Source organism: uncultured Gemmiger sp., from assembly GCF_934561205.1.
Classification (GTDB): Bacteria; Bacillota; Clostridia; order Oscillospirales; family Ruminococcaceae; genus Gemmiger.
The window spans coordinates 1-16699 of the sequence record NZ_CAKTFU010000003.1; the positions used below are offsets into that span (position 1 = coordinate 1).

General features: G+C 59.3%; 15 protein-coding genes and 1 tRNA gene. 7 read left to right on the forward strand and 9 right to left on the reverse strand.

The annotated features are described in order from the left end of the window. The 8 genes from Q0I19_RS02415 to Q0I19_RS02450 form a co-directional block, all read right to left on the reverse strand. The coding region (locus Q0I19_RS02415) for a TPM domain-containing protein (protein ID WP_296023237.1) at nt 1-467 on the reverse strand (467 nt) is incomplete at its 3' end. Nucleotides 468-484: 17 nt separating this feature from the next. Then, complete coding sequence (locus tag Q0I19_RS02420) at nt 485-1561, reverse strand: Trm112 family protein (protein ID WP_294758233.1); 1077 nt, start codon at nt 1559-1561, stop codon at nt 485-487. A 20-nt stretch (nt 1562-1581) separates the two neighbouring features. Beyond that, nucleotides 1582-2052 carry a hypothetical protein gene (locus Q0I19_RS02425; RefSeq protein ID WP_294758231.1) on the reverse strand — a complete coding sequence of 157 codons (471 nt, stop codon included), beginning with the start codon at nt 2050-2052 and terminating at the stop codon, nt 1582-1584. Continuing rightward, nucleotides 2049-3374 (reverse strand): SPFH domain-containing protein, encoded by a 1326-nt coding sequence (locus Q0I19_RS02430; RefSeq protein ID WP_294758229.1) that lies wholly within the window; start codon nt 3372-3374, stop codon nt 2049-2051. The genes Q0I19_RS02425 and Q0I19_RS02430 overlap by 4 nt, the downstream gene beginning before the upstream one ends. A 64-nt stretch (nt 3375-3438) precedes the next feature. Beyond that, complete coding sequence (locus tag Q0I19_RS02435; RefSeq protein WP_294758228.1) at nt 3439-5217, reverse strand: zinc-ribbon domain-containing protein; 1779 nt, start codon at nt 5215-5217, stop codon at nt 3439-3441. Between the two features lie 40 nt (nt 5218-5257). Then, nucleotides 5258-6904, reverse strand: a complete 1647-nt coding sequence (locus tag Q0I19_RS02440; protein ID WP_294758226.1) for a hypothetical protein — start codon at nt 6902-6904, stop codon at nt 5258-5260. 44 nt (nt 6905-6948) lie between these two features. Then, on the reverse strand, nt 6949-7662 hold the full coding sequence (locus tag Q0I19_RS02445; protein ID WP_294758223.1) for a procyclic acidic repetitive family protein: 714 nt from the start codon (nt 7660-7662) through the stop codon (nt 6949-6951). A gap of 15 nt (nt 7663-7677) precedes the next feature. Further along, on the reverse strand, nt 7678-8064 hold the full coding sequence (locus Q0I19_RS02450) for a hypothetical protein (RefSeq protein WP_294758221.1): 387 nt from the start codon (nt 8062-8064) through the stop codon (nt 7678-7680). A gap of 206 nt (nt 8065-8270) precedes the next feature. On the opposite strand from Q0I19_RS02450, the gene Q0I19_RS02455 reads away from it, so the two are divergent. Genes Q0I19_RS02455 through Q0I19_RS02465 form a run of 3 tightly spaced genes read left to right on the forward strand, consistent with a single transcriptional unit; the run spans nt 8271 to nt 11493 of the window. Then, nucleotides 8271-9911: a hypothetical protein gene (locus Q0I19_RS02455; RefSeq protein ID WP_294758219.1), complete on the forward strand. Its 1641-nt coding sequence runs from the start codon at nt 8271-8273 to the stop codon at nt 9909-9911. Then, nucleotides 9908-10867, forward strand: coding sequence for a hypothetical protein (locus tag Q0I19_RS02460; RefSeq protein WP_294758217.1), 960 nt, complete (start codon nt 9908-9910; stop codon nt 10865-10867). The genes Q0I19_RS02455 and Q0I19_RS02460 overlap by 4 nt, the downstream gene beginning before the upstream one ends. Beyond that, on the forward strand, nt 10864-11493 hold the full coding sequence (locus Q0I19_RS02465) for a response regulator transcription factor (RefSeq protein ID WP_294758215.1): 630 nt from the start codon (nt 10864-10866) through the stop codon (nt 11491-11493). Before Q0I19_RS02460 ends, Q0I19_RS02465 begins: the two co-directional genes overlap by 4 nt. 130 nt (nt 11494-11623) lie before the next feature. Here the strand turns inward: Q0I19_RS02465 and Q0I19_RS02470 are convergent. Next, nucleotides 11624-11707 (reverse strand) — tRNA-Leu (locus tag Q0I19_RS02470). Between the two features lie 205 nt (nt 11708-11912). On the opposite strand from Q0I19_RS02470, the gene trkA reads away from it, so the two are divergent. From trkA to Q0I19_RS02490, 4 genes are all read left to right on the forward strand, one after another. Continuing rightward, nucleotides 11913-13274 (forward strand): Trk system potassium transporter TrkA, encoded by a 1362-nt coding sequence (gene trkA, locus Q0I19_RS02475; RefSeq protein WP_294758213.1) that lies wholly within the window; start codon nt 11913-11915, stop codon nt 13272-13274. A 7-nt stretch (nt 13275-13281) separates the two neighbouring features. Further along, the gene (locus tag Q0I19_RS02480; protein ID WP_294758211.1) at nt 13282-14739 is read left to right on the forward strand and encodes a TrkH family potassium uptake protein; all 1458 of its coding nucleotides are present in this window, start codon (nt 13282-13284) and stop codon (nt 14737-14739) included. 123 nt (nt 14740-14862) lie between these two features. After that, nucleotides 14863-15639, forward strand: coding sequence for a polysaccharide deacetylase family protein (locus tag Q0I19_RS02485; protein WP_294758209.1), 777 nt, complete (start codon nt 14863-14865; stop codon nt 15637-15639). Nucleotides 15640-15702: 63 nt separating this feature from the next. Continuing rightward, a complete protein-coding gene (locus Q0I19_RS02490) occupies nt 15703-16674 on the forward strand; it encodes a pectinesterase family protein (protein ID WP_294758208.1) in 972 nt (323 codons plus the stop codon). The last annotated feature ends 25 nt before the right edge of the window (nt 16675-16699 follow it).

Sequence of the window (16699 nt, forward strand, 5' to 3'; positions counted from 1 at the left end):
TAGAAATCCAGCGTGTCAGCGCACATTTCTATGTAGGTGTCGGAGGCCTTGTAATACGATCCGTCCGAGAGCATCGGCACGATCTTATCTTCGATCTGGGCGATGCGGTAGTCGGTAAAGGCGGTCACGCCGTCGCCGTAGGTGATGGTAACATAATCGCGGGAATCCAGCGCGATCAAAAACAGAATGCCGCTTTTGCCCTCGCCGTAGCCAAGGTCATAGCCGCGGTACCAATCCTTGGCGAACTCGCGCACGTTCTGTCCGCCGATGTCAGACACCGTCAGCAGGTAGACATTGACACCGTGTCCGGCGCTGGCGTCCTGCGCCTTTTGCTCCAATTCGGCGGTCACTTCGGGTTTGAACAGCTCGTAGGTGTCCATCACCAGCGGCATTTCGGCAAACGCCGGCAGGGCGCAGAACAGGCACAGCAGCAGGGCTGTCAGCAGAGAAAACAGGTTTTTCTTCATAAGGCTGTTTCCCCCTTTCAAAGCAGGATGGCAAGCAGGATCATCAGCGGAACACTGATGCCCGCAAACCAGGCGGCAAACTTGCGCTTGTCGACGGGCAGATCGCCCACCAGCTTGCCGGTCTGCCCGTTCATGGCGAACAGATAATCCTTGCCCTGCCATTTGGTGTGCAGCATCCAGACGGGCAGCAGTGCGTAGTGCTTGGCGGTGTAATCTATGCTGATGTTCTCACTCAGGGTGCTTACGCTGCTATAGCCGGTAATGCTGGCCGAAAGTTCGCTGCTGACCGAATTCTGCATACGGCTGTGGGCGCGGGCCTGGCAGGTGTCGGCGTCCTCGTCGTATTTGTCGGCCATGTAGCCCGGCAGATAGGCGGTCGAGAAGGGCTGGAAGGCGCGGTAGTCATACGGCTCAATGGCGTCCATGTGGCCGTTGGGCATCTTGGTCGAGCCGTCCACGGGCACGCCCATAAACTGGGTAGTACCCGCGCGGCGGACATCATAGTGCTTGGTCGTGGTGATGACGTAATCGCCATTGCGGTGGGACGAGGAGTTGGACGCCGCATAATGCCCCGAACCGGACGCGTTGGCATCATACAGCCAGAAGGGGACATACACGCCCTTGATCTCCTCAATGTGGTTTTGTGCCGAGAAGGCGCTGGGCAAAAACCGCTTGCCGCGGTAGTATTTTTTCAGTGCCGCCTTGGCGGCGTTTTTGTCCAGCACAAACGGCAGGACAAGCTCGGGGCGCTGCATCCCGCTGAACTGCCCCGCGATGACCGTGGGGTTGCCGCAGTAGGGGCAGCTGGTCGCGGCGGTGGTTTCGTCACAAATCAGCTCCGCCCCGCAGGACGGGCAAGAGTAGCTGCGCAGCCCGGCGGCCTCGTTCTCGCTCCAGACGGAGTCGGGCGGGGGCGCCTCTTTGTTTTGCGCGGCGGTTTCGGCAGCGGCTTCCTTTTGGGCATACATGGCTTCTATCTCGGCGGTGTCGTAGCTGCTGCCGCAGAAATCGCACACCAGCTTGCCGCTGGCGCCGTCAAAGTGCAGCGGGCCGGTACAGGCCGGGCATTGGTAGTTGGTAAGCTGCGTTGCCATTATGCGTCACCTCTCTTTCTTTAGGTTGGCAGCTGCTGTGTCAGCTCCATCATAAAATCTTTCAGGGTTTGGCGGGTGTCACCGTCGGCATCCAAATAGCGGTAGACGGTCTCGCCCTCCGGGGTCTCATAAATCAAACAAAGGGTTTCCAGCGGCGCATCGGCAACAAACAGTCCGCCGTGGGTCGTTTTTTCGTCCGGCAGGGTTTCCAACCCCAGCTTTTCTGCCAGAGCCAGGGCATCCTGCCAACAACTGTCCGCAAGGGGGACATCCTCCTGCTCCACCCAGTCGCCGTCCTTGTAATGGCAGCTGTACACACAGCCGCCGGACGGGTCGGTCTTTATGCTGAACCCGTATTCGTCATCATAGCACATGCCGGAATAGCTGATGCTGATACCCACCAGCGTGCCGGGCGGGGCTTTTTTACAGCCGGACAGTATCAGACAAGTGGCTGCGGCGCACAGCGCCGCAGCCAGCCGTTTTTTCATCACTGGCCAAAGGGCTTACCGCACTCCGGGCAGAACTTGGGCGGGTGAGCCGGGTCATCGGGCGTCCAGCCGCACTGGCTGCACTTGGCGGGGGCGGGTGCGGGCTTGGGGCTGCCGCAGTTGCAGCAGAACTTGCCGGTGTTGGTGGTGCCGCAGCTGCAAACCCAGCTGCCTGCCGCAGGGGCGGGTGCGGGCTTGGGGCTGCCGCAGTTGGCGCAGAATTTACCGGTATTGCCGGCCTGGCCGCAGCTGCAGGTCCACCCGGCGGGTGCGGGGGCAGGTGCAGGCGCGGGGGCGGGCTGTGCCGCTTGCTGCTGGGCACCCATCTGGTACAGGTTCTGGGCGTTCATGCCGCCCGCGGCGCCGGCCATATTCATGCCCATAAAGGCCATGGCGGGGCCTGCGCCCTGGTTGCCGGCGGCGGTCTGCATGGCGCTGGCCTGTGCGCCCACAAGGTGTGCGGCGGCGCGGGTCGGGTCCATAAAGGCGGCGTTGCGCTGCATCTCCTTGAGCATCTGCTCGTCTTCCTCGCTGGCCTTTACGCTGGACACGCCGAAGGATACGATCTCAATGCCGCGCAGCTTGCCCCACTTGGCGCTCAACACGTCGTTCAGGGCTTCTGCCAGCTCCATGGTGTGGCCGGGCAGGGAGGAGTAGCGTATGCCCATATCGCTGATCTTGGCAAAGGCGGGCTGCAGGGCGGTCATCAGCTCGGATTTCAGCTGCCCGTCAATTTCGTCGCGGGTGTAGCCTTCCTCGACATTGCCGCAGACGTTGGTGTAGAACAAGATGGGGTTGGTGATGCGGTAGCTGTACTCGCCAAAGCAGCGGATGGCAATGTCGATGTCAATGCCCGCGCGCTGGTCGACCACGCGGAAGGGAACGGGGCTGGGTGTGCCGTACTTGTTGCCCACCAATTCCTTGGTGTTGAAGTAGTAGATGCGCTGATCCATCGGGGCTTCGCCGCCGAAGGTAAAGCGCTTGCCGATATTCTGGAATACTGCGCCGATGGATTCGGACAGATCGCCGCTGAACAGCGTCGGCGCGCTGCCGGTGTCGTAGGTGTACTCGCCGGGTTCGGCGCACATATCCACGACCTTGCCCTGCTCCACGATCATGGCGCACTGGCCGTCGGCTACGGCCACGATAGAACCGTTGGTGATGATGTTGTCATTGCCTTTGGTGTTGGCGCTGCGTCCGCTCTGGCGTTTCCAGCCGCGGGTGGCCAACAAATCGGCGGGCATTGCCTCACAATAAAAGTATTCCTTCCACTGGTCGGCCATTACGCCGCCGGCAGCGCCCATTGCAGCTCTGATAAGTCCCATAGTGAACCTCCTTTATATAGGGGGCGGGCAGTGCCCGCCCCGTCTTGTGTGGTAGATGCAGTCGTTATGCGTTGGCCAGGGCAGCTTTGTACTCATCGTAACGGGGCGGAAGTTCCTCCAGTTCCTCGTCCCACTCGGTGCCGTCCAGCCTCATGTAGAAGCTGATGGAACAGGCCGAGCCGTCGTCGCCCTCGTAGTCGTACATGAACAGCGAGATGTGGTCATTGTACGGGTACAGGTAGAAATTGTATGCCTGGTCCTCGGTAATATGCTGGTCAAGCACAAAGTCATAGCCGTCCAGGATCGGCTCAATGTGGTCATCGTATACGTTGACCCACATCGTGATAACGGGGTCGTCGGGCATGCCGTCGCGGTAAACCTCAAAGTAATGTCTGCCGTCAGAGGTCTCACCGATGTAGCCCCAGCAGTCGTAGGTGTCGGTGTCGAAATAATCGCGGTTGGGCACGTTCTTGTAGTTTTCCATGCGGAACCAGCCGTACCAGTTGGTGTTGCCCAGATCGTCGTAGGTGTTGCCGTCGTCGTAACTATAGGGCGGGTCCGGCTCATTGGGGCCGTCGGTGCCGTTCAGCGAGCCATTACCGTCATCCGGGTCAAAGTCGTCGCCGTCGTCATCGCCGCCGTTCAGCAGGGCGGGGTCGATTTCAGGCTTGGTGTCGCTGCGCTTAAAGACCATGGTCATGCCGTCAAACTCGATGGTCAGCAGGTCGCCCTCGCGGGTGTAGGCCATGGCAGGGGTGTTGGGGTCGGTCAGCGCGTAGAAGTTGCCGTCCTTCCATTGGAAGGTGACAAAATCCTCCATGTAGGTTTCGCCTGTGCCGTCCGCACGCAGCTCAATGTAGAAGTCCTCCATATCGACAAGGGCAAGTTCTTCCTTGGAGAGGGTGTATTCGCTGTCGGCGGCGGATTCCAGTACATAGATGCCCACGTCGGTGTCGGTCGGGGTGGTCTGCGTCATGTCACCGCCGTCGGTGGGCTGCTGCTCGACTGTGCCTTCCTTGACAAGGTAGAGTGTCACGCCCTGCCCCTGCACGTCAGCCAGCGTTATCAGGCCGTTTTTCAGGGTGCCTGTGCAGGTCAGGCCGCTGCAATCCAGCTGCAGGGTGTCACCGTTCAGCGTCCACTTGCCGTAGGCCTTGGTGCCGGCGACCATTGCAACGCACTTGCCCTTGTCGTTCAGATCCAGGGTAAAGCCGCTGCCAAAGGCCGTGCCGATCTCGCGGGAGGAACCGCCAATCTCGGCGCGGGTCACCTTCCAGGTGCCCTGGTTGGGGTCGGCGGCGTTGGGCTTGCCTGTGCGCAGGGAACCGCTTATCATCGTGACGATGATCATCAGCAGGAACACCACAGGAATGGCAAGCAAAATCAGCCGCTTCGGGCTTAACGGGGCGCGGCGGCGCGGGGGTTTGACGCCGGGGGCTACGCTGCCGTAAGGGTTGCCGACCGTGCCGCCGGGCGGGGGCGGTGTGATAACATTAGGCGCATCGGGCGGGGTGGATTGCGGCGGGGGGCTTGCATAGCGCGGTGTGCCGGGCTGCGGCGGTGCGGCAGACGCATTGCCTGCATAGGGGTTCGCCGGGGCGGCAGGTGCCGGGCTGGGGTTGGCGTAAGGGTTGCCCGCCGGGGCTTGCGGGGCAGCAGGCGGGGGCGTCGGCGGGGCCGCAGGTGCGGGTGCCGGCTGCGGGGCCGGTGCGGGTTGTGCCGGGGGTTGCGGAACAGCTGCGGGCTGTGCGGGTGCCTGCGGTACGGAGACTTTTGCTCCGCAATTTTCGCAGAATTTAGTACCGGGCTTTAACTCGGCACCACATTGCGTACAGGTTGCCATAGTGTCTGCCTCCTTTACAAGATAATCGTTTCAGATTTTTTTATTCGTCTGTCATTTGGAACCAAACGGATTCGTCCTTCGGCAGGTTCAGCAGGGATTCCCCGCCGATATGCCTTACATAAAAGCCGCCGTAATCGGTGGGCATCATGGCCACGGTTTCGCGCTGTGCGCGTCCTACATCCATGCGGTACAGCGAAATGCTGCAGATCCAGCCGCGGTCATCCATGCCAAGGTAGGTGATGCCGCTGTCCCATGTGGCGGGCTCTTGGGTTTCGTTTCGGTATTCGCCGATGTAGAAGTTCGGCTGATCCTCGCCAATTTCAAACCAGGTGCCGGTGTAGTCGCTTACATACGAGCCGATCAGGTTGGGAAGTCCCATCGGGTCGGCATTGTGCATGGCCTCGACCAGATTGTACTTTTCATTGTCGCGGGAGACAGCGTACACCGTTGTATACTCGGCTTCAAAATCCGGATCATAGGCGGTGCCGATCTCAAACTTGACGATCTCGTTGACGCCGTACAGCGGGCCGCCGTTGGCCATGGTGCCGCACTGTGCGCCGCTGATCACGTCAATATACTCGACGCTGCCGTCCTCGGTCAGCAGGAACACATAGGGGGCGTAATCCTGGCCGACGCTGGTCATGAGCATCTTCACATAATTGCCGTAGCAGCCGCTTACCGTAAACTCGGTTTGGTCGCCCAACTCGTACCATTCCTTCATGGTCTGGTAGGTTACGGCGCCGTCGGTGGTTACATAGTCGGTCAGGGCGCGCACCGTCACCTTGCCGGTGGCGGTCACATCGCAGGTAAACCATTCGTCCTGCCCGTGCAGCACCTGGCCGCTGGCCTGCCGCTTGTTGGGGTCAACCTGAACATCTGTCCAGTACATTCCCGACCCGGCGGCGGTGTACATCGGTACGGTCACGACAAAACCGTTTGAAAAATGGGGAAATATGGAGTAGTAGGTAAATACACTGTCAAGCTCGCTCAGGCTTTGCGCGCGCATCTTGTACAGCATGGCGGTATATTCGGGGTCATTGCCGCCGCAATAGACATCGAAATTCTGTGCTGCGGCGCGCTGCAGCGCGTTCAAGGTCTTTGCACTGTCGGTGTAGCCCATGTATTCCAGCAAATCCAGATTGGTAAGTTCCTGCCCTGTGGCAAAGTTGTAATGGTAGCTGCCTACATCGTGGTTGAACATCCTGTCGGAACTGGTCACCTGCAGGCTCAGCACGGGGCCGTTCCAGTTGCTGACCCAGATGATGTAGCTGGTGTCGATGAAATCATTGCGGGAACGGGCATCCAGCGCACGCTCCACCAGATAGCCGTATCGGTAGTCGATTATCGCGTTGATGTTCTTGGCGTCCTCGGTGTCATCGTCGATCTGCGGCACTTCATAAAAATAGGTGTCCTCGATGCCGTAGGGGTCGGTGTAGGTAAAGCGCTCGCTGTACAGCGGGATAATGCGGGAATCATCCAGCCTTTGGCTGTTTTGCGGCTTGACAGCGGCTTCGTCTTTCTGAACGGTCGGGGCCGTATCGTCGGACGACTCGGCTGTCGGTTCCGTTATCGGGGCGGAAACCGACGGAGCGGCAGAGGATGCCGGGGCAGGCGGGGCATTGCTGCGCCCGCAGCCCGTTGTGATCAGCAGCAGGGCCGCCGCCGTCAGGGATAGCAGTTTTTTCATGGTCGGTTCACCTGCCTTTCGTTTGCGGTTGTCGGGCTTTTACTTTAGCCAAAGGTGACGCTGCTCAGCACGGCGTCGCCCTCGGTGCCGGGTTCGATGTCCACGCCGGAGATCCTGATGCTCAGCCAGCCGCCGGTGGGCATCTCGCCGTAGTATTCCGTCCACCACATACCGACCTTTTTGTAGCTGCGTCCGGCCAGCTCCACGCCGCCGATGGTGCGCGGGGCAAGCTCCTCCACGTTTTCAAAGTCGTCGTAATAGTAGTTGATCTTGTCCAGATCTCTTTGCAGCTCAAATAACATGCGCGGGTCGCCGGAGAAGATATTGCTGGGGTCATCGGTCGGGAACAGCTTAAAATCCCCAAAGCTGTTCGTGGCAGGCTTGTACCAGCCCTGGTCGGGGCAGGTCACATTGAGTACCAGCGTATAGTCCGTGCCGAATGCCTCCAGGGTCACGGTGTTCAGGCCGGCAGCCGACGGGTAATCGGGATTCTCCGCGGGGGCGGAAGCGGGGGTCGGTTCGGGTTCGGCTTCCGGCGTGGCGGCGGGTTCGGGGTCTGCGGCAGGGGTGGCGGGGTCGGTCTTGGCTTCGGTCGAGGTTTCGGGCTTGGGTTCAACAGCCGGCTCGGTGGCCTGAGATTTCAGCTCAGCCAGGCCGGAGCTTACCTCGGAGGTAACATCCCCCTTGGAACAGGCGGTCAAAGCCAGAAGCATGGTGGCTGCCAGCGCGGCAGCGAGTGTACGTTTTACCTTTTTCATAACTGTCCTCCTTTGTCATAAACTGTCGATCATTGCGCTTAGATAGGCCGGCGAGACAGAGGCATACACAAAATCGTCGATGATATGGTCTTTCTTCGCCATGCAGACGGCGGCGGCCAGCTCCGGGTATTCGGCCTCGTCCACCAGCAGGACGGTTTTGCACCTGGGGCGCATATCCTGCAGGCTTGCCGACAGCAGCAGCCGATCCGACAGCCTGCGCGGGGCGCGGGTGCAGACCTCCATCAGCAGCACATTTGCGCGGCAGGAACGGCACAGCGACGCGATGTCCTGCGTTTGCGGGCCGACGCTGTGCACCAGGAAATCCGGCCTTTGGCGTTCCAGCGCCATCGTCAACGCGCGGGTCATCACAGAATACTGTGCATCCAAAACGATCCTACGCACGGTACGACCCCCTTTCCGAATGTGCTATCCGTCATCTATATCATACAGCAAGGCGACTTTTTGCGCCCCCACCAAATGGATAGTTTTCATCAACGAAAAGATAAAAATTTGTAAGATACTTGCAAAAATCATCGGTTTGCCCCATAATAATGAAAAAGGGAACTATACCCCCGCCCGCAGAACTTCGCCCGAAAGGACTGTGCCCCATGTCAAAGTTGCAATACCGCAATCTGTATGTAGCCCTTGCCGTTACGGCGCTGATATTCTGCGCCGTGGTTATGCGGGTGTGCTATCTGCCGTACTCCGGGCTGTGGCGCACACTGCTGTACAATGCGCTTATCGGCGCATGGGGCGTTTCGGTCTGGTGGCGCATCCTGCAAAGGCAGACCCGAAATTGCCTGCTGCTGTCGGCGGCGCTTATGCTGCTGTGGCTGGACCTGCGCCTGATCCGCTTTGATTTCGCCACGACCCCCGCCGCGCTGCGCCATCTGTGGTACAGCTATTATGTACCCATGCTGTTGATTCCCACGCTGTCGGTCTACGCGCTGTTTTTTCTTGACCGTTCGCAGACGCGGCCGCTGTTTCGGTATCGCCTTGCCATATTTGTTGTGCCCGTTGCGCTGTTTACGATGGTGCTTACCAACGACTTCCACCAGATGGTGTTTGCTTTCCCCTTAGGGTATAAAACCCTCGATGATCCCGATTACACCTACCGCTTCGGCTACTACCTATGCATAGTGTGGATTTTATTCTGCGGCCTGTTTACGGTCGTCTATCTGGTACGGCGCTGCCGCATCCCCCACACGGGAGGTTTTCTGTGGCTGCCGATGCTGCCCATTGCTGTGGCGCTTGTGTACGGCATTTTGTATATACTGCAATTTCCGTGGCTGCGCAGGATAGCCGGGGACATGACGGTTGTGCAGTGCCTGACCTTCACGGCAACGTATGAAGCCTGTATCCAATGCGGGCTGATACAATCCAACTCCGGCTATGCCTCGTTTTTTGAGGTGTCATCGGCCAAGGGCATCATCACCGACAGACAGTTTTCCACGGTCGTGCGCTCGGCCCGTGCCGCGCCGCTTACGCAGGACTGTATGCGTCAGGCAATCGCGGGCACTGTACAGCCGGACCGCAACACCCTGCTGCATGGGCATACGATTTCCGGCGGCTATGTTTTCTGGCAGGAGGATATCACCGAGCTGGCTGACCTGCTGGAGCAGATGCGCATCACGCAGGAGGAACTCAACGACATCGGGGACATCATTCAGGCAGAGACTGCACAAAAGGCCAAGTGGCTGCAATTGAGCGAACAAAACCGCCTGTACGACCAAATCGAGGCTGTCACCGCCCGTCAGCTGGCCTTGATGCAGAAGCATCTTGCCAATCTGCAATCTGCCCCCGATGCCGAGAGTGCACGGCGGCTGCTAAAGCAGATCGTCATACTGGGTACCTATATTAAAAGGCGCAGCAACCTGGTGTTTGTCTGCGACAAGGCCGACGTCATCGACACCGCCGAGGTGCGCCTGAGCCTGTTTGAATCGGCCGAGAGTCTGCGCATCAGCGGCATACAATGTACCGTGCAAATCAGCGAGACCGCGCAGATACCCGCAAGCTGCGCCGTGGCTGTCTACGACGCCTTTGAGGCGATTCTGGAGGCCACCCTGCCGGGCATGGAAAACCTGTTGTTCTGCGCCTTGCACAGCGGACAGGGCTGGACTGTCCGCTGCAGCATACAGGGAGCCCGCCGCCCGCTGAATATCCCGGACTTTCCCGCCATGCAGTCGGAATGGGACGAGGACGGCCTTTTGTATCTGACATTGCCCCTGCCGGAAGGAGGCTGCCCATGATTTCCCGCAATGCCGTAAAAGAGAGCTTCGACACGCTGCCTGCAGGCATCTGCTGCTTTAACCGCAACGGTCTGCTGCGATTGGTCAACCACAAAATGCAGAGCATTGCGGCGATACTCTGCGGGCGTGACCTGCAAACGCTGGCAGATTTGCAGCAGGCGCTGCACAACCCCGGCGGCGGGGTGTGCCCGGTGGACGCGGCAACCGGAATCTATCGGTTCCCCGACGGGACGGTGTATCGTTTTGTTTTTCACGACGGAACGGACAAACAGGGTGTTTTTTATACCGAGGTCATGGCCTTCGACGTCAGCCGCCAGGCGGCACTGCATGCAGAGCTGGCACAGGAAAACGAGCGACTTGCCGACGCAAACCGACGCGCCAAACGCCTGTACGACAACATGCCCGACATTGTGCGGGAGGAAGAAATATTAAAAATGAAGATGCGGGTGCATGACGATATCGGTCATACCCTTATTGCGGCGCGACGCGCCCTGCGCCATGGGCAGGAATTGGAAGAAATACGCCGTCAGGCTGCCGAATGGCAGCGCGCCATCGACCTTTTGTGCCGTGCCGGGCAGGAGGATACCGCATATGACCCGCTGGAACACATGCAAAAGCGTGCCGCCGCCCTGGGCGTCACAGTTTGGCTGCACGGCGAATACCCGACGCAGCGCGCCGAACGGGAGCTGTATGCGCTGATTCTGCGGGAGTGCACCTCCAACTGTGTGCGCCACGCCGGTGCCAGCGAACTGTACGCCGATTCCGCCCGCAGCGGGCAGCAGTGGCAACTGTGCATAAAGAACAACGGCCTGCCGCCGGAAAAGACCGTTCGGGAGGGCGGGGGACTGTCCTCCCTGCGCCGCCGCATAGAAAAAGCAGGGGGCACCATGACGGTACATTCCCTGCCGAATTTTGTTCTGGAGATCACCCTGCCGCATAAGGAGGAACAGCCATGATACGGGTAATGATCGTTGAGGATCAAAAGCTGGTGCGCAGCCTGCTGGAAAGCTATATCCAAAATGAGGAGGGCTACCGTCTGGCTGTGTCCATACCGGGTGCGGCCGAGGCCCCGATTTTGTGCGATACCGAGGACATCGACCTGATTTTGATGGATGTGCAGACAGCCCAGCGCGAAAACGGCCTGACCGCCGCCGAAAAAATACACAAGGCGCATCCGAATATTAAGATCGTGGTGGTGACATCTCTCATCGACCATGAGATACTGAAGCGCGCCAAGGCGGTCGGTGTGGACAGCCTGTGGTACAAGGACGGTGACGAGGGTACGCTGATGCAGGTCGTGCGCAGCACGATGCAGGGGGCACATATCTTCCCCGATGCGCCGCCCAGCGTAAAAATCGGTCTGGCAGCCAGCAGCGAGTTCACCCCGGCAGAAATGCGTGTGCTGCGCCTGTTGGTGCGCGGGCTGTCTTACAGCGGCATCGCGCGGGAACTTTGCGTGGAGCCGTCCACGGTGAAATACCACGTCATCAATATGCTGCAAAAAACAGGGCTGGAAAACAAGCTGCAGCTTGCCATCGCCGCCAGCGAAGCCCGCCTTGTGGTGGATTTTACCGAGGAGTAGGAAATACGAACCATAAAATTCGACCCTGCCCGCAGAGAAACTGCACTGTGGCTTCCCCCAAAGGGGGGAAGGCTTTTCCCCGGCACAACAAAAAAGGGCGCAGGAACTTTTGTTCCTGCGCCCTTACCCTTGGTGCGGAAGATGGGACTTGAACCCACACGTCATAGACACACGCACCTCAAACGTGCCTGTCTGCCGATTCCAGCACTTCCGCATAGCATTGACTGCAAGCATGATTCTACCACATATCCAAGGCAAAAGTCAAGCATTTTTTGCAAATTTTGTGCGGCGCACGGCAGCTGCCCCAAAAAAGTTATGCAAACGTCAAAAAATGTCCTATTGCTTTTTTGTACCACTTTGCTATAATGGCTATATAGTAAAAGTGTGCGCCTTAGCGCAACAACAAAGGAGCATCTCTTATGAGGATCGTGGTCGTCGGTTTGGGCAAGGTAGGCCGTGCCTTGGCGGCACAGCTTACCGCAGAAAAACACGATATCGTGGTGGTGGATCAAAACGCCGCCCTGATCGACAATTTTGTCAACATCTATGACGTGCGCGGCGTACCCGGCAACGGTGCGAGTTATGACGTGCAGAAAGAGGCGTTTGAAGACGGTGCCGACCTGTTGATCGCCACCACCTCCAGCGACGAAATCAACATTTTGGCCTGCATGGTCGCCAAAAAAATCGGCACCCAGCACACCATTGCCCGTATCCGCAACCCCGAATATGAGCAGCAGCTGCACTTCATGCGCGATGAGCTGGGCCTTTCGATGATCGTCAACCCCGAAAAGGCCACCGCGCGTGAGATGGCCCGTGTGCTGCGTTTTCCCAGTGCCATCAAGCGCGAGCAGTTCTGCCGCCAGCGCTTTGAGCTGATCGAGTACCGCATCACTGCCGACAACCCGCTGGTGGGTATGGCCCTGGCCGACCTGTACCGCAATATCCGCGTCAAGATCCTGATCTGCGCTGTGGCGCGCCGCAACGAAACCATCATTCCCGGCGGCTCCTTCACGCTGGAGGCGGGGGATAAAATCTATCTGACCGCCTCCACCCGCGACCTGGAAGAATTCTTCCGCCGTCTGCACCTGTTCCGGGCCAAGGCCAGCAATGTCATGATCGTCGGTGCCAGCCGCATGGCCTACTATCTGGCGCGTGAGCTGGAAGATATCCAGAAAAAGATGATCGTCATCGACTCCGATGCTGCCCGCTGCCAGGCTATGAGCGAAAAGTTCCCCGGCGTACTGGTCATCCACGGCGACGGTGCCGACAGCGAGCTGCTCAGCGAGGAAGGCCTGGCCGATATGGACGCCTTTGTCGCCTTGACAGGCATGGACGAAACCAACATCATTCTGGCCATGTATGCCTCCCAGTTTGACTGCAAGGTCATCGCCAAGATCAACCGTTCCTCCTTTGCCGATCTGGCCGCCGCCAAGGGTCTGGTGGACAGCGTTGTCTCGGCAGCGTCCGTCACCACCGAAACCATCGTGCGCTATGTCCGCGCTATGCAGAACAGCTTTGATTCCGACAACATCAAGACGCTGCACCGTCTGGTCAACGGTCGGGTCGAGGCGCTGGAATTCAACGTCGGCGCCGATTTCCCCTTCATCAATGTGCCGCTGAAGGACCTGACCCTCAAGGACGGGCTGCTGCTTGCCGGCATCGTGCGCGAAAACAACAAGACGGTCATCCCCTCCGGCAACGATGCCCTGCAGCCGGGGGACGACGTGGTGGTCGTCACCACCGATACCACGCTGCGCTCACTGCGCGACATTGTAAAGTGAGGCGGCTATGAATTACAGAATGGTCGTCTTTGTGCTGGGCCGCATCTTTTTGGTGGAGGCAGCCATGATGCTGCTGCCGATGGTGTGCTCCGCCATTTACGGGGAATGGTACATGCTGCCGGCGTTTTTGCTGCCGGCGGTCATTTTGCTGCTGCTGGGGCTGGCTGCCAGCCTGCGCACCCCCAAAAACACCACGATTTATGCCCGCGACGGCTTGGCCATCGTGGCACTGGTGTGGGTACTGATGTCGGCTTTCGGCGCACTGCCGTTTGTCATTTCGGGCGAGATCCCCGCCTTTGCCGACGCCTTTTTTGAGATGGTGTCCGGCTTTACCACGACAGGCTCCACGATCCTGATAGACGTCGAGGCGCTCAGCCACGGTGCCTTGTTCTGGCGCAGCTTTTCCCACTGGGTGGGCGGCATGGGCGTGCTGGTGTTCGCCATGGCTGTGCTGCCGATGACCGACGGCCGCGCCATGCACCTGATGCGCGCCGAGGTGCCCGGCCCTACCTGCGGCAAGCTGTCCAGCAAATTGAGCGACAGCGCCAAAATCTTGTACGGTATCTACTTTGCCATGACCGCGGTTGAGGTCGTATTCCTCTGCGCGGGCGGTATGTCGCTGTACGATTCGCTGATCCACTCCTTCGGCACGGCGGGCACCGGCGGCTTCAGCAGCCGCGGGCTCAGCATTGGTGCCTACCACAGCCCCTATTTTGAGTGGGTCATCGGCATCTTTATGCTGCTGTTCGGCATTAACTTTAACCTCTACTACTTCATTTTGATGCGCCATTTCCGCGAAGCCTTCGGCTCGGAGGAGCTGCGCGCCTATCTGGGCATTGTGCTGTTCTCCACCGTGACTATCGCCGCCAACATCCTGTCCATGGTGGGCGGCGTCGGCGAAGCTGTGCGCACGGCGTTTTTCCAGGTGTCGTCCATCATCACCACCACCGGCTACGCCACGGCGGACTTCAACCTCTGGCCGACCTACTCCCGCATTTTACTGCTGCTGCTAATGTTTGTGGGCGGCTGCGCAGGCTCGACGGCGGGCGGCTTAAAGATATCCCGCGTGATCATCTTCTTTAAGGCGGCGCGGCAGGACCTGAACAAGATGCTGCACACCCACGCCGTGACCACCATCCGGTTTGAGGGCAAGCCCTTGGACGAAAAGACCCTGCAGGGCGTACACAACTATTTTAACGTCTATATGTTGCTGGTCATGCTGTCCACCGTGCTGGTCAGCCTGGACGGCTTTGATTTGACCACGACCTTTACGGCGGTCATTACCTGCCTAAACAATGTCGGCCCCGGTATGGAATTGGTCGGCCCTATGGGAAATTTCTCGCATTTTTCGGATCCCGTCAAGTACCTGCTGTCCTTCGATATGCTGGCAGGCCGTCTAGAACTGTACCCCATGCTGGCGTTGTTCGCCCCGCGCCTGTGGCGCAGCCGCCGCACCATGCGCTAACACACCCCGCTTCGGCGGGGTTTTATTTTTGCCTGCCGCCGCATACGCTGTACAAAACACGCTTGAATCGGGGAGGGCTGTGCCGTGCGGCAAAAAAATACACATTCCGAGACTCTGCAAAAAATGTTCGTTTGTGCAGCGGCAGCGATGCTGTTGGCGGGCGTGGCGCTGACGGCGCATCACCTGTACCATGCCGAAAATGCCGAAACCGCTACCCCCAACGACTGCTTTGCCGCAGCCGCCGCGCAAAATCCGGCGCTGCCCAAGATGGTCTGCCTGACCTTTGATGACGGCCCCAGCAAGAACACCGATGCCATCCTGCAAATTCTGGACGAAAACAAGATCCCCGCCACCTGGTTTGTCTGCGCACAGGACGCAAACGAAGCGTACCTGCCCAAAATCGCGGACATCCTGGCGGCGGGGCATCAGATCGCTTTGCACAGCGCCACCCACGAATATGCAAAAATCTACCGCAGCACCGACGCGTTTTGGCGTGATATCGACGAATTGAAGGACGCCCTGCGCCCCTACCTTGACCCCGACGCGCTGGAATGGCTGCGCTTTCCGGGCGGAAGCACCAACACGGTCAGCCACCGATACGGCGGCAGCGACATCATGAAACGCCTGAAAGCCCAGACCGAGGAACGCGGTCTGCACTGGATAGACTGGAACGTCTGCGCCGAGGACGCCACTGCCGCCCACCCCAACGCCGCGCAGATTTTGCGCAACATAAAGCGCGAGGCCGAGGGGCGGGACATCTGCGTGGTGCTGATGCACGACACCAAGGCCACGGGGCAGACCGTGCAAGCGCTGCCGGATATCGTGCAGTATTTTAAGGAGCAGGGCTACGCCTTTTGCACGGTGGCGCAGATGGACGCTGCCAAAAATAAAGCGGAATAGTCTGGAAATGAAACGGATTTTGCGGTATACTAAAGGAAATACAGAGTAAAGAGGGTATAACGTATGCAGGAACGCAAAACCATTGTCATCGCCGCCGACGGCAGCGGCGACTTTGCCACCCTGACCGCCGCCGTGCAGGCGCAGCAAGCCGATGCGCAGCAGCCCGTGCGGTTTTACATCAAAAAGGGCATCTACCGCGAGCGCCCGTTCATCGAGCTGGCAGACTACTGCCTGCAGGGCGAAAGCCGCACCGAAACGGTGTTCACGGCGGGCGTGGGCGGGCGCGACCCCTGGCCCGGCGAGGAAAAGACGGGCACTTTCCGCAGCTACACGCTGTTTTTGGGCGGCCGCCGCGCCGAGGTGCGCGACCTCACGGTAGAAAACACCGCCGGGGACGGGGCCAAGGCAGGGCAGGCGCTGGCAGTTTACGCCGATGCCGCGCGCGTCTATATGGAAAACGTGACCCTGCTGGGCAACCAGGACACCCTGTTCACGGCACCGCTGCCCGAACAAGAGCGCGAGAAAAACGGTTTTCGCGGCCCGCGTCAGGACACCCCGCGCCTTGACACCGTGCAGTATTACCGAAATTGCACGATTCGCGGCAACATTGATTTTATCTTCGGCGGTGCCAACGCCGTGTTTGACCGCTGCCGCATCGAGCCGTGGCGCCACGCCAAACCTGTCAGCTATATCACCGCACCCAGCACCCCCGCCGGGCAGCCCGGCTACCTGTTTGTGGACTGCACCGTGCAGGGCAACTGCCCCGCGGGCAGCGTGTATCTGGGGCGCCCGTGGCGCAAGGACGCCGCCTGCTGCTGGCTGCACTGCCGGTTGAGCGAGGAAATCAGCCCCGACGGCTGGGACAACTGGAACAACCCCGAAAACGAAGCCACCGCCCGCTTTGCCGAGTACGAAAATACCGGCAGGGGTGCAGCCGCCGCACGGGCTTTCGGCACTGTGAACGATGCTGAAACCCTGCAAAAGCAGCTGGAAAATTTGACCGCACTGCGTGCAATGTTTGATGTGGAAGCGTAAACTGCGCAAAATGACCAGAAAATCC

What these genes read in the sequence shown, in the direction of transcription:
- Q0I19_RS02465 (WP_294758215.1), top strand. Translation starts at nt 10,864, where the DNA reads ATGATACGGGTAATGATCGTTGAGGATCAAAAGCTGGTGCGCAGCCTG.
- Q0I19_RS02440 (WP_294758226.1), bottom strand. Translation starts at nt 6,904, where the DNA reads ATGAAAAAACTGCTATCCCTGACGGCGGCGGCCCTGCTGCTGATCACA.
- Q0I19_RS02460 (WP_294758217.1), top strand. Translation starts at nt 9,908, where the DNA reads ATGATTTCCCGCAATGCCGTAAAAGAGAGCTTCGACACGCTGCCTGCA.
- Q0I19_RS02445 (WP_294758223.1), bottom strand. Translation starts at nt 7,662, where the DNA reads ATGAAAAAGGTAAAACGTACACTCGCTGCCGCGCTGGCAGCCACCATG.
- Q0I19_RS02430 (WP_294758229.1), bottom strand. Translation starts at nt 3,374, where the DNA reads ATGGGACTTATCAGAGCTGCAATGGGCGCTGCCGGCGGCGTAATGGCC.
- Q0I19_RS02485 (WP_294758209.1), top strand. Translation starts at nt 14,863, where the DNA reads ATGTTCGTTTGTGCAGCGGCAGCGATGCTGTTGGCGGGCGTGGCGCTG.
- Q0I19_RS02420 (WP_294758233.1), bottom strand. Translation starts at nt 1,561, where the DNA reads ATGGCAACGCAGCTTACCAACTACCAATGCCCGGCCTGTACCGGCCCG.
- Q0I19_RS02480 (WP_294758211.1), top strand. Translation starts at nt 13,282, where the DNA reads ATGAATTACAGAATGGTCGTCTTTGTGCTGGGCCGCATCTTTTTGGTG.
- trkA (WP_294758213.1), top strand. Translation starts at nt 11,913, where the DNA reads ATGAGGATCGTGGTCGTCGGTTTGGGCAAGGTAGGCCGTGCCTTGGCG.
- Q0I19_RS02490 (WP_294758208.1), top strand. Translation starts at nt 15,703, where the DNA reads ATGCAGGAACGCAAAACCATTGTCATCGCCGCCGACGGCAGCGGCGAC.
- Q0I19_RS02435 (WP_294758228.1), bottom strand. Translation starts at nt 5,217, where the DNA reads ATGGCAACCTGTACGCAATGTGGTGCCGAGTTAAAGCCCGGTACTAAA.
- Q0I19_RS02455 (WP_294758219.1), top strand. Translation starts at nt 8,271, where the DNA reads ATGTCAAAGTTGCAATACCGCAATCTGTATGTAGCCCTTGCCGTTACG.